Here is a 12138-nt window from a genome sequence, read left to right as displayed (position 1 = left end):
CAAGCTCTTCTCGCCCGAAGAATGTCTGAGCTACCTAGCAAATGCAGGATATGGACGAACCTAACTTCATCACGCTTTAGCAAATGCAGGATATGGACGAACCTAACTTCATCACGCTTTAGCGGCGATCAGTGCAGCCCCACCTGCCCGGCTTCCCAGCCCAGCATCGCCTGCTTGCGGGTGATGCCCCAGTGGTAGCCGGTCAGCGCGCCGCTCTTGCCGAGGGCGCGATGGCAGGGCACCACGAACGACACCGGGTTGCGGCCGACCGCGGCGCCGACCGCGCGCGAGGCCTTCGGGCTGTTGATGTTGCAGGCAATATCGGAATAGCTCACCGCGCGCCCCATCGGGATCTTGAGCAGCGTTTCCCACACCCGCACCTCGAAGTCGGTACCGATCAAAACGACGCGCAGCGGCTGGTCCGCCCGCCACAACCTTGTATCGAACACGCGTTGCGCCAAGGCGGTGGTGCCGTCGGTGTCCTCGACATAGGTCGCGTTCGGCCAGCGCCGTCTCATGTCCGCGAATGCGGTCTGCTCGTCGCCGGGATCGGCGAAGGCAAGCCCCGCGAGCCCCCGGTCCGTTGCGATCACGATCGCGGTGCCGAACGGCGACGGATGGAAGCCGTAGCGCAGCGTCATGCCGCCGCCGCCGGTCTTCCATTCGCCGGGAGACATCGCCTCATGCGTGACGAACAGATCGTGCAGCCGTCCCGGGCCCGAGAGGCCGGAGTCGAGCGCGGCGTCGAGCACGCTGGCGGAATCGCGCAACAGGTTCTTGGCGTGGTCCAGCGTCAGCGCCTGCATGAAGGCCTTCGGCGTCAGCCCGGCCCAGCGGCGAAATAGATGGTGCAGTTCATCCGGTGTGACGGCGGCGGCATCGGCCATCGCTTCGATGGTCGGCTGCGCGCGCCAATGCTCCGAGATGAACGCGATGGCGCGCCGGACCGAATCGTAGTCGCGCAGCGCGGCGTTCTGGAGGCCCGGCTTGGCCAGGCGCTGATCATGTATGGCGAGTGTCATCATGGTGTCTGATTTAGGAGCCATGGCGCATCCAAACCACCCGATTTCCGACAAGCATGATCCGGAAAAGTGGGGACCGGTTTTCCGGCAAGATCATGCTCAAATGAAACGCGCTTAGGTGATGGGGTTGTAAGTGGGGCCGCGCTTGGCAGTGTTCAACGCGGCAGTCAAGGCTTTGGAAAAGCTAGCCTTTTCGTCCGGGCTCAGGAAGCTTCCGACGCTGACCCGGCGGCCCCGGGACACCAGGTAAAGCCGCTCGATGCCGAACTCCTCATGCGAGATCTGCTCGAACCGCACCCACAGCGGATTGAGCACCCATTCGACGACATGGCCGCGGTGGCTGATCCGGCGCACCCGCAGTTCCGACGGCGTGACGGTGATCTCCTCGCTCGCCCTGGCGGTGCGGAAATTGACCTTGAAAGCCCAGTAGATCACCAGCGCGTCGAGCCCGAAGAAGCCGAAGATCGGCCAGGCGCCCAGCCACCAGAACACCGCGCCGGCGATGAAGCTGACCACGGTGACGAACGACATCAGCACGATGAAGCCGGTGCGATTCAGCGAGCGATGTGGCGTCAGCAGCGCCGAGAACAGTTTTGGCTCGGCCTCGCTGCCGGTCGCCTCGGCGTCTCTCGTGGGATCAAAGTCGTTGCCTGCGGTCATGGCGTATCAGTATATCCCGTTCATGGCCAAAATCATCCGCACTCAACGCGCCAGCACGCCAAGCGTTCGGTCGGCGCCGAAGAAGAAAGCCGCGAAAGCGGCAAAGCCGCTGCCCAAAGGCGCGGCAAAGAAGGCGCCCGCAAAGGCCGCCAAGAAAACCGCAAAGCAGGCTGCGAAGCCGAAGCCGTGGACGGCGGAGGAGGTCTACGAGGTCTTCGACCGGTTCCGCAAAGCCAATCCCGAGCCGAAGGGCGAGCTCGAGCATCTCAACCCGTACACGCTGCTGGTTGCGGTGGTGCTGTCGGCGCAGGCAACCGACGCCGGCGTCAACAAGGCGACACGGCCGCTGTTTGAGGTCGCCGACACGCCGGAGAAGATGGTTGAGCTCGGCGAAGACAAAGTGCGCGACTACATCAAGACGATCGGGCTCTATCGCAACAAGGCCAGGAATGTCATCGCGCTCTCGGAGAAGCTGATCGCCGAATTCGGCAGCCAGGTGCCGCGCACCCGCACTGAGATCGAATCGCTGCCCGGCGCCGGCCGCAAGACCGCGAATGTCGTGCTCAACATGGCGTTCGGCGAACACACGATGGCCGTCGACACCCATGTGTTTCGCGTCGGCAATCGCACCGGCCTCGCGCCCGGCAAGACGCCGCTCGAGGTCGAGCTCGGATTGGAGAAGGTGATCCCGACCGAGTTCATGCTGCACGCCCACCACTGGCTGATCCTGCACGGCCGCTACACCTGCCTCGCCCGCGGCCCGCGTTGCGAAGTATGTCTGATCAATGACCTCTGCCGCTGGCCGGAAAAGACCGTCTGAGCCATGGTCGTCGTGGTGTGGTAATAGGCTCGTCCAGCGTTCCGGTGCGTAATCGAGGAGTGTAGCGTGACAGAGCAGGTTCAAGACGGTTCCTCACGCGTCACCCAGCCGGCTCTTGCTCCTGCGACAGCGCCGGTCGCACCGAAATCTGCGACCAAGGGTTTCTGGCGCCGTTTCGCGATCCCGCTGTTTGCGGTGCTCGTTGCACTCGCCTTCGTCGTTGTGGCGACCTCGCGCTGGAATGCGTGGATCGGCAGCGCCACGATCCAGACCACCGATGATGCCTATGTACGGGCCGAGCTCACCCAGCTCAGTAGCCGCGTCTCAGGCGAAGTGCTCACGGTCGCCGTCTCCGATTTCCAGCGCGTCAAGGCCGGTGATCTCCTGGTGCAGATCGATCCTGCCGATTACCAGGCGCAGGTTGCGCAGGCCGAGGCGGGTGTGGTCGGTGCGCAGGCTGCGCTCGACAACCTCAACAACCAGGTCGAGCTGCAATATGCGACCATCGCGCAGGCCGAGGCCTCGCGGCTGTCCGCGGAGGCGCAGGAGACTTTGGCGCGGCAGGAGGAAGAGCGTCAGCACTCGTTGTCGCAAACCGATGCCGGCACGTTGCAGCGCCTCGAACAGGCCACTGCGGCTTACGCCAAGTCGCAGGCCGACGTGCAGGCCAGCCGCGCGGTGATCGCGGCGCAGCGCCATCAGCTCGAGGTCCTGCAGGGCACCAAGAAGCAGCGCGCCGCCGATCTCGACGGCGCCAAGGCGCTGCTGGCATCGGCCAAGCTCAAGCTCGGCTACACCAGGATCGCCGCGCCGTTCGACGGCGTCACCGGCGAGCGCCAGGTGCAGCCGGGCGACTACGTCAACATCGGCACTAATCTTGTCAATGTCGTGCCGCTGCCGAACGTCTACGTGATCGCCAACTACAAGGAAACCCAGCTGACCAACGTCAGACCGGGGCAGCCGGTCGAGGTCACCGTCGACACATTCTCCGGCGCGAGGCTACGCGGCGTCGTCGAGCGCATCGCGCCGGCGAGCGGATCGCAATTCGCGCTGCTACCGCCCGACAACGCCACCGGCAACTTCACCAAGGTGGTGCAGCGCATTCCGGTGCGGATCCAGTTCGACAAGGGCCAGCCACTGCTCGAGCGCCTGCTGCCGGGCATGTCGGTGGTGACGCGGATCAATACCGGCGAGGCGGCCGCCAATGGCGGAAAGTGACGACCGACACAGCGGTCCGGTCTCCCGCGGCGACGTCGCGCGCTATCCATTTTTCGCGGTCGTCGCCGTGCTGCTCGGGGCGTTCCTGGCGAATTTCGACAGCCGCCTGACCACGGTCGGGCTGCCCGACCTGCGCGGCGCGTTCTCGCTCACCTTCGACGAGGGCGCGTGGCTCTCGACCGCAGCGATCGGCTCGCAGATCTTCGTCGCGCCCGCGGTGGCCTGGCTCGCCACCGCGTTCGGCCTGCGGCGCGTGCTCGGAATTCCGAGCCTGGTCTATGCCGTGGTCTCGCTGATCATCCCGTTCGTGCACGACTACACGGCGCTGATTGCGCTCAGCATCGCGCATGGCATGCTGCTCGGCACCTTCGTGCCGGCGACGCTGATGATCATCCTGCGCAATTTGCCGATCCGATGGTGGGTGCCGGCGATCGCGATGTATTCGATCCGCGTCGGCTTCGCGCTGGACTCGTCGAGCTCGCTGGTCGGCTTCTATGTCGAGCACCTCGGCTGGCAGTGGCTGTATTGGCAGGGCGTGGTGATCGCGCCGCTGATGGGCCTGATGGTGTATCTCGGCACGCCGAACGAGCCGGTCAATCGCGACCTGCTGCACCATGCCGATTGGGGCGGCATGCTGCTGCTCGGCGCCGGCGTGGCGATGGCCTATGCCGGGCTCGACCAGGGCAACCGGCTGGACTGGCTGTCGTCAGGCACCGTGATGGCGCTGCTGATCGGGGGTGGCGCGTTGATCATCGCCTTCATGATCAACGAAATGGTCGCGCGCCGGCCCTGGGCGCATTTCAACGTGCTGTTCTCGCGCAATATCGGGCTCTCGCTGATCGTCATTCTGCTTTACACGCTGACCAGCCTGTCGAACTCGTCGCTGGTGCCGAATTTCCTCGGCACTGTCGGTGCGCTGCGGCCGGAGCAGTCGGGCGTGCTGCTGTTCACCTACGGCGCGCTGCCGATGTTCGTGCTGGTGCCGATCTCGATCCTGCTGCTCCGCCACCTCGATCCGCGCATCGTCGTGGTGCTCGGATTCTCGGCCTTCGCGGCCGCCAATCTCTGGGGCACGCAGCTGAGCCATGTCTGGGCGCGGGAAGATTTCGTCGGCATCGTCCTGCTCACGTCGGTCGGGCAGGCGTTCACGCTGCTGCCGATCATCATCATGGCGCTGTCCAATTCCGATCCGTCGCGGGCGACGGCGTTCGCGGCCTATATCCAGATCATGCGGCTCGGCGGCGCCGAGATCGGCGTGGCCCTGATGGGGACCTGGCTGCGCGTTCGCGAGCAGATCCATTCGAACTATCTCGGACAGCACGTCCAGAACGGCGACGTCGACGTCGTGAACCTGCTGAAGCGGTTAGCCGGTGAATTTTCCGGCCACGGCGTCGGGGCGGCGATGGGGCGGGCCGTCGGCACGCTGGCGGCGCTGGTGCAGCGCGAGGCCAACACGCTCGCCTACATCGACGGCTTCTGGCTGTGCTTCTGGCTCGCGATCGCGGCGCTATTCCTCGTAGCCCTGATCACGCGCGCGCCCCAGGGTCCGCTGTCGCCGGTGCCGCTTGTCTTCGTGAAGAAGATGCTGCGCGGGTCGGGCACCGCCGCTTCCTGATTTGCGAAAGGCGCGCCGGGGACACCGCGGACGGGCCGCCGCCTGGGTCAATTAATAGTGACTGCTGCGATCCAGCTATCTCGTGGGCGACTGAAATATTTTGCGCATCGCGTGGTTCCACAACCGGGGGAACTGGAGCCACGATGATCGAGACCACGCAAACGGCCGCGCTTGTTTCCATGGCGACAGCGGTTCCACCGCATCTATTCCATCAGGGACAAATCCTGCAGGCCGCGCGCAATCTTCTCGCCGACCGCTATCCCGAATTCGAGACGCTCTCCAGCCTGTTCGCCAACACCGGCATCCAGCATCGCTATGGCGTGAAGCCGATCGAATGGTATCTCGAACGGCGCGGTTGGCCGGAGCGGACGCAGGCGTTCCTGGAAGGCGCCGAGGCATTGTTCGTCGATGCCGCCGGCAAGGCGATTGCGCGCGCCGACCTGACCGGCAGCGACATCGATACCGTGGTCACGGTGTGCTCGACCGGCATCGCCACGCCGACGCTGGAGGCGCGCGTTGCCGGCAAGCTCGGCCTGCGGCCGGATGTGTCGCGTGTGCCGGTGTTTGGCCTCGGCTGCGCCGGCGGGGTGTCGGGCCTCTCGATCGCGGCGCGGCTGGCGCAAGCGCGGCCCGGCGCGAACGTGCTGCTGGTCGCGCTCGAGCTCTGCACGCTCGCGGTCCGCCACGATGAGCTGACCAAGGCGAATATCGTTGCGGCCAGCCTGTTCGGCGATGGCGCCGCGGCGATCGTGCTGCGCGCCGGCGACGGCGGTGCGACACGGATCGAGGCGGCGGGCGAAAAGCTGTGGCCGGATACGCTCGGCATCATGGGCTGGACGGTCGATCCGGAAGGATTCGGCGTCGTCTTTCAGCGCACCATTCCGGACTTCGTCCGCGACCATGTCGGACCGGCCGTGAGCGAAATCCTGGCCCGGATGGAGTTGACGGCCGACGACATCGACCGCTTCCTCTGCCATCCCGGCGGTGCCAAGGTCATCGCCGCGCTGGAGCGGGCGCTCGCGCTCGATCAGGGCACGCTCGATCACGAGCGCGACGTCATCGCGGCGTGCGGCAACATGTCGGCCCCGACGGTGCTGTTTGTTCTCGAACGCGCTCGCGCCAAGGGATTGCCGCCGCGCGCGCTGCTCACCGCGCTCGGGCCGGGCTTCACGCTGAGCTGCGTTGCGCTGAGGCACGCGGCGTGAGCTTCGCTTCGGTCATCCTTGCACTGGTCACGCTGCAGCGCCTCGGCGAGCTCGCGCTGTCCCGTCGCAACACGGAGCGGCTGCTGGCGCAAGGCGCGATCGAGGTCGGCGCCGGTCATTACCCGCTCATCGTGCTGCTTCACGCCGGCTGGCTGACCGCGCTGTGGATCTGGGGCCACAACCAGGATGTCAACCTGGCTGCATTAGCGGCTTTCGTGGCGCTGCAAGGCTTGCGGCTGTGGATCCTCGCCGCACTCGGACCGCGATGGACCACGCGGATCGTCGTGTTGCCGGGTGCACCGCTGATCGCATCCGGGCCGTACCGGTACTTTCCGCATCCAAACTATGCCGTCGTCGTCGCTGAAATCGCGCTGCTTCCGCTCGTACTGCACATGCCCGTGTTGGCGTTGATCTTCACCGTGCTCAATTGTGCGGTGCTCGCCGTCCGAATTCGCGCCGAGGGCCGTGCGCTGTCGGTTTCCGACTGGCCACGCATCAGCACACCATGAGCGAGCGGGCAGATCATCTAGCCGACAGCCCATCCGTTGCGACCTGGGCAGGCTTCCTGCTGATGTGCCTCGGCATGTTCATGGCAATCCTCGACATCCAGGTCGTTGCGACCTCGCTGCCGACGATCCAGCGCGCGCTTGCGATCTCGCCTTCGGCGATGAGCTGGATCCAGACCGCCTATCTGATCGCTGAGGTGATCGCGATCCCGCTGACCGGACTGTTCACCCATGCGCTATCACTGCGATGGTTGTTTGTCATCGCCGTCAGCCTGTTCACCGTCGCGTCCGTCGGCTGCGCCTTCAGCGGCGGCTTTGCCGTGCTGCTGACGTTCCGCGTGCTGCAGGGATTTTCCGGCGGCGTTCTGATCCCGGCGGTATTCTCCGCTGTGTTCACGCTATTTCCGGCGCGCCTGCATCCGGTAGCTACCACGATCGGCGGGGCCGTCGCCGTGCTCGCACCGACCGTTGGACCTGTTGTCGGCGGCTGGATCACGCAAACCTGGTCGTGGCCGTGGCTGTTCCTGATCAATCTGATTCCGGGAACGATTGCGGCCCTGGTCACGCCGTTGCTGCTTCCGAAAGAGGGGATGCACCTTCGCGCGTTCTCCAGGCTGGACAAATCGTCGCTGATCCTGCTCGCAGCGGTCCTCGCAAGCTTCATGATCGGACTGAAGGAAGCGCCGCAGCGCGGTTGGGCTTCGATGCTCTGCCTCAGCCTGCTGATCGGAAGCATTGCCGGGATGGCGCTGCTGATCCGGCGCACGCTTCGCGCGGCGGATCCGATCGCGCAATTGACCTTGTTCCGGCGGCGTTCGTTCGCGATCGGTTGCGCCCTGAGCTTTTGCCTCGGCATCGGCCTCTACGGATCGACTTATCTGATGCCGGTCTTCCTCGGCTTCGTCCGCCGCCATGACGCCTTCGAGATCGGCACCATCATGCTGGTCACGGGAGCCGCGCAGCTCGTCGCCGCGCCGCTGGCGGCCATCCTCGAAAGTCGCGTCGGCGCGCTGGCGTTGACCGGCACGGGCTTCGCCTTGTTCGCGCTCGGTCTTGGATTGAGCGCCTTCCAGCCACGTACGGCTGATTTCGGCGAGATGCTCTGGCCGCAGGCCGTGCGCGGCGTTGCCACCATGTTTTGCCTGCTGCCGCCGACGCGGTTTGCGCTGGGCAGCCTGCCGGAGGCGGAGGTTGCCGACGCCAGCGGACTGTTCAACCTGATGCGAAATCTGGGCGGCGCGATCGGGATCGCCCTGATCGACACCATCCTCTACGGGCGCAGCCCGATCTATGGCGAGGATTTTCGTGCACGCCTGCTGGCAGGCGATGTCAACGCGGCGCAGGCGATCGGGCTCGATCCGATGTTACTAATCAACCGTCCGCCGGGGCCGCCGGACGATGCCACGGTGGCGTTTGTCCGCCCGCTGGTCGAGCGGGCGTCGCTCGCACTCAGCGTCAACGAAGCCTGGGCGATGCTCACCTGTGTGGCGATCGCAGGATTGCTGCTGGTGCCGTTCGCACGCGACCGGACGCCGGCATCGCTCCAGGTGCCGCGGGAATGCGAGCTAGAGCATGATCCGGAAAAGTGGACACCGGTTTTCCGAAAAGATCATGCTCAAAAAAGACATCTAGATTGAGGAAACGTTGCTTCGCCGCGCCGGCTCGATCAGCTCGCGGCGCGGACCCGACAGCCGCTTGTACATGTGGACCATGAAGGCCATGCCGAACAACGGCGTCGCCAGATTGACGATCGGGATCGAGACGAAGGCCGCGATGAACAGGCCGGCGGTGAACACCGTCGCCGCGTTCTCCTTGCGCATCGCCTTGGCATCATCAGGCGAGCGGAAGCGCATTGCCGCGAGCTCGAAATATTCGCGGCCGAGCAGCCAGGCGGTCGCGATGAAGAAGATGATGAAGCCCGCGCCCGCGAACAGCACGAACGGCAGTGCGACCAGATAGACCAGCACGGTGAGGAGCGCGGTCTTGACGCCCTCGATCGTCGCCAGCGTGACCGGCAGTGCCACGCCGGGATGGTCGGCCGGATAGTGCTCGCGCTCGACATGGTCGGCGACGTCGTCGACGAACAGGCTCGCCACCAGCGAGGTGATCGCGGGCATCAGGAAGATGCCGCCGAGCACGACGCCAAGGCCCGCCGAGATCGAGATGATCCAGGACAGCACGTGCAGCGTGGAATGGAAGTTGGGACCGAGCATGCCTTCGGCCCAGACCTCGCCGGTGTCGGCAAACCAGCTCAGCAGCCGCTGCAACCCGATCGCCAGCACGGTGATCAAGACCAGCGCAAGCCCGATCGAGCGCCACAGGATCGTGCGCATCGGCGGCGACAGGATTTGCGAAAGCGCCTTGATGGCGGCATCGAACATGACCGGATTACCTCTGCAAATGACCCGCGAGAGGTAGCCACCCAATACGGCTTCGGCAAGTGCCGCTTGTGTCGCGGTTGGAAACCGCGCCGAAAAGTTCTAGGCGTCGAGCGGCTTGCCGCGGACCAGGGGGCCCCAGACACCGATGGTCACGATCACGATGACCATCGCCGCAGTGATCAGGCCGAACACGCCAATGACGCCGGCCTCCTTCAACATGAACGCCACGATGAAACCGGAGAAGGTCGCGCTGAGCCGGCTCATCGAATAGACCAGCCCCGCCGCGCGTGCCCGGATCGCGGTCGGGAACACCTCGGTCTGGTAGGCGTGATAGGCGTAGGACAGCGTCATGTTGGCGCCGGTCACCAGCACGCCGCTGGCTATCAAAAGCGCTGGCGCGGTGAGCTGCGCGAAAGCGAGGCCGAACACCGAGATCGCGGCGGCCGCCCCGCAGATGATCCATTTGCGCTCGAAGCGGTCGGCGAAGGTTGCGGCCAGCAGCGGCGCGAGCGGATAGGCGAATGCGATGATGAAGGAATATTGCAGGCTCTTGGTGACGTTGATGCCTTTCTGAACCAGCAGCGCCGGAACCCAGTTGGAGAAGCCGTAGACGCCGAACGCCTGGCACAGATTGAAGATCATGAACAGCACGACGAGCGAGGCGTAGGGCGGCCGGAACAGGTCGGCATAGCCGGTCTCGACCGGCGCACGTGCCGACGCCACCGCAGCCGCGGGGGCAGGGCGCGGCGCGGCCGTGCCCGATGCAGCATCGAGCGTCCGCATGATCGTCTCGGCCTCGGCGGCGCGGCCATTGCGGGCCAGCCAGAGCGGGCTTTCCGGCACGTAGAGCCGCAGCACCCAGATGATCATGCTGGCGGCGGCGCCGATCAGCACCACCCAGCGCCAGCCATCGATGCCGTAAGGCGTCGCCGGCACCAGCCACCACGACAGCGCGGCAACGATCGGCACTGCCGACAGCATCACCGCCTGGTTGATCGCAAACGCCCGGCCGCGCATCCAGCTCGGCACCAGTTCGGTGATGTAGGCGTCGATGGTAATCACCTCGATGCCGATCCCGATTCCGGCGATGAAGCGCCACAGCAAGAGGCCGCCAGGCGTGGTCTGGCACGCCATGATCACAGACGCCGCACTGTAGAACAGCAGCGAATAAGTGAAGACGGCCTTGCGTCCGTAGCGATCGGCGAGGAAGCCGAGGCAGAAGGTGCCGATGAACAGGCCGGCGAAGGTTGCCGCGACGAAGGCGCCGATGCCGGAGAAACCGAAGAAGGCCTGCGTCGTCGTGGTCATCAGCCCGCTGCGGGCAAGGCCCGGCGCGATATAGCCGGTGAAGAACAGATCGTAGATTTCGAAGCAGCCGCCGAGCGAGAGCAGGATCACCAGCCGCCAGACGTAGCCGGACGTGGGCAGCGCCTCGAGCCGCCGCGAAATCTGGTCGGGTCCGCTTGTCGTGTTGGCGAGATCGGCAACCGAGCCGAGTTCGACGGCGCTCATGATGGTCCTCCCCGGAATGGTGCAATGGCCGCCTTTCTTGCGAAGGCGTGCGGTTCGCTCATGTTTGGCAGCCGGGAGCCAGAAATCCAGACGAACATATCGAAGGTATCGTTCGATATTTTCGATCTCAGATCAGAAGCGTCGCCTCCCAGGCGCCGCGGCCCACCTGGTCCGCGATCAGGGCACGGATCAGGCGGCACATTTCCTCCATGACGTAAGTCATCGGGCGGTTGCGCAGGCGGCAGAGATAGAGCGTGCGGGTCAGCTTGGGTTCGACGACCTCGCGGGCAACCAGCAGTCGTGCTTTCAACGGCTCGCTCACGAAATGCGTCGTCGCGATCGTGCAGCCAAGCCCGGCGGTCAGCGCCCCGATCATGCCGCTGGTCGAGTTGAGGTGCATGATCGCGTTGGCTTCGAGCCGCTTCAGCGGAACGGGATCATCGAGCAGTGCGCGCGCCGAAAGCCCATGCCGCAGCAGGATCAGCGGCAGCCGCGCCACTTCCTCGAAACTGATCGGCGCCTTCCTGCCGATCAGCTTCTCGGTGCCGACGCAAAACATCTGCTCTTCCAGCACCGGCTCGGCCACTAGATCCTTTTCCGACGGCGGATTGTAGACCAGCGCGAGATCGACATCGGAGCTCAGCAGATGCAACAGCGTCGCGCCGGAGAGGCTCTCGGTCAGCGACAGCTTCAGGTTCGGGTATTTCGTCAGCACGGTCCGCATCAGCGGCACGCCGATCGCCTTCATCCCGGAATTGGCCATGCCGATCGAGATGTCGCCGGCGATTTCGCTGCCGCCTTCCTTGATCTCGCGCTCGGCCGCCGCCATCGCCCGCAGGATGATGCGGGCATGTTCATAGAGCCGCTCGCCGGCCGCAGTCGGCTCCATGCCGCGCGGCTTGCGCTCGAACAGCGGGGTGGCGAATTCGGCTTCCAGATTGGCGATGTGGTGGCTCAGCGCGGACTGCGCGACATTGGCCTGATCCGCCGCCCGCGACAGGTTGCGCTGCTCGTAAACCGCGATGAAATAGCGAAGCTGGCGCGAATCCATGGGTTCAGCGTTCTAGAACGACGAATGCACTATTCGACAGATTATATTTTTCAGATAGCGTGCGGAAGCCTAACCTGCGCCAATCACGAAGCGTTTTCGAGCGAAGTGGGTACCGGTTCGCGTGAAGAAAACGCGTCTAAATCAAGAG

At 65.0% G+C, this 12138-nt stretch carries 11 protein-coding genes; 6 read left to right on the top strand and 5 right to left on the bottom strand.

Going from position 1 to position 12138, the window contains the following annotated elements:
* Nucleotides 1-128: 128 nt before the first annotated feature.
* Entirely contained in the window at nt 129-1025 is an 897-nt protein-coding gene (locus AC628_RS37975) for a methylated-DNA--[protein]-cysteine S-methyltransferase (protein WP_074131762.1), read from the bottom strand.
* Nucleotides 1026-1136: 111 nt separating this feature from the next.
* Nucleotides 1137-1682 (bottom strand): DUF2244 domain-containing protein, encoded by a 546-nt coding sequence (locus AC628_RS37970; protein ID WP_074131761.1) that lies wholly within the window; start codon nt 1680-1682, stop codon nt 1137-1139.
* Between the two features lie 22 nt (nt 1683-1704).
* On the opposite strand from AC628_RS37970, the gene nth reads away from it, so the two are divergent.
* From nth to AC628_RS37940, 6 genes are all read left to right on the top strand, one after another.
* On the top strand, nt 1705-2502 hold the full coding sequence (gene nth / locus AC628_RS37965) for an endonuclease III (protein ID WP_210190315.1): 798 nt from the start codon (nt 1705-1707) through the stop codon (nt 2500-2502).
* Between the two features lie 66 nt (nt 2503-2568).
* Nucleotides 2569-3720 carry an HlyD family secretion protein gene (locus AC628_RS37960; RefSeq protein ID WP_502689825.1) on the top strand — a complete coding sequence of 384 codons (1152 nt, stop codon included), beginning with the start codon at nt 2569-2571 and terminating at the stop codon, nt 3718-3720.
* Nucleotides 3707-5335 (top strand): MFS transporter, encoded by a 1629-nt coding sequence (locus AC628_RS37955; protein ID WP_074131759.1) that lies wholly within the window; start codon nt 3707-3709, stop codon nt 5333-5335. Before AC628_RS37960 ends, AC628_RS37955 begins: the two co-directional genes overlap by 14 nt.
* A gap of 143 nt (nt 5336-5478) precedes the next feature.
* Nucleotides 5479-6540, top strand: coding sequence for a type III polyketide synthase (locus AC628_RS37950; RefSeq protein ID WP_074131758.1), 1062 nt, complete (start codon nt 5479-5481; stop codon nt 6538-6540).
* Nucleotides 6537-7049, top strand: coding sequence for an isoprenylcysteine carboxyl methyltransferase family protein (locus tag AC628_RS37945; protein ID WP_074131757.1), 513 nt, complete (start codon nt 6537-6539; stop codon nt 7047-7049). Before AC628_RS37950 ends, AC628_RS37945 begins: the two co-directional genes overlap by 4 nt.
* Complete coding sequence (locus AC628_RS37940; protein WP_502689824.1) at nt 7046-8683, top strand: DHA2 family efflux MFS transporter permease subunit; 1638 nt, start codon at nt 7046-7048, stop codon at nt 8681-8683. The genes AC628_RS37945 and AC628_RS37940 overlap by 4 nt, the downstream gene beginning before the upstream one ends.
* Here AC628_RS37940 and AC628_RS37935 read toward each other — a convergent pair.
* From AC628_RS37935 to AC628_RS37925, 3 genes are all read right to left on the bottom strand, one after another.
* Nucleotides 8675-9427 carry a sulfate transporter family protein gene (locus tag AC628_RS37935; protein ID WP_074131756.1) on the bottom strand — a complete coding sequence of 251 codons (753 nt, stop codon included), beginning with the start codon at nt 9425-9427 and terminating at the stop codon, nt 8675-8677. The two genes, AC628_RS37940 and AC628_RS37935, sit on opposite strands and share 9 nt — an antisense overlap.
* Before the next feature lie 99 nt (nt 9428-9526).
* Nucleotides 9527-10939 carry an MFS transporter gene (locus AC628_RS37930; RefSeq protein ID WP_074131755.1) on the bottom strand — a complete coding sequence of 471 codons (1413 nt, stop codon included), beginning with the start codon at nt 10937-10939 and terminating at the stop codon, nt 9527-9529.
* 127 nt (nt 10940-11066) lie between these two features.
* Nucleotides 11067-11990 carry a LysR family transcriptional regulator gene (locus AC628_RS37925; protein ID WP_074131754.1) on the bottom strand — a complete coding sequence of 308 codons (924 nt, stop codon included), beginning with the start codon at nt 11988-11990 and terminating at the stop codon, nt 11067-11069.
* Nucleotides 11991-12138: the final 148 nt, after the last annotated feature.

This window comes from Bradyrhizobium sp. NAS96.2 (genome assembly GCF_001908235.1).
Classification (GTDB): domain Bacteria; phylum Pseudomonadota; class Alphaproteobacteria; order Rhizobiales; family Xanthobacteraceae; genus Bradyrhizobium.
This window is presented reverse-complemented; position numbering and strand designations above follow the sequence as displayed.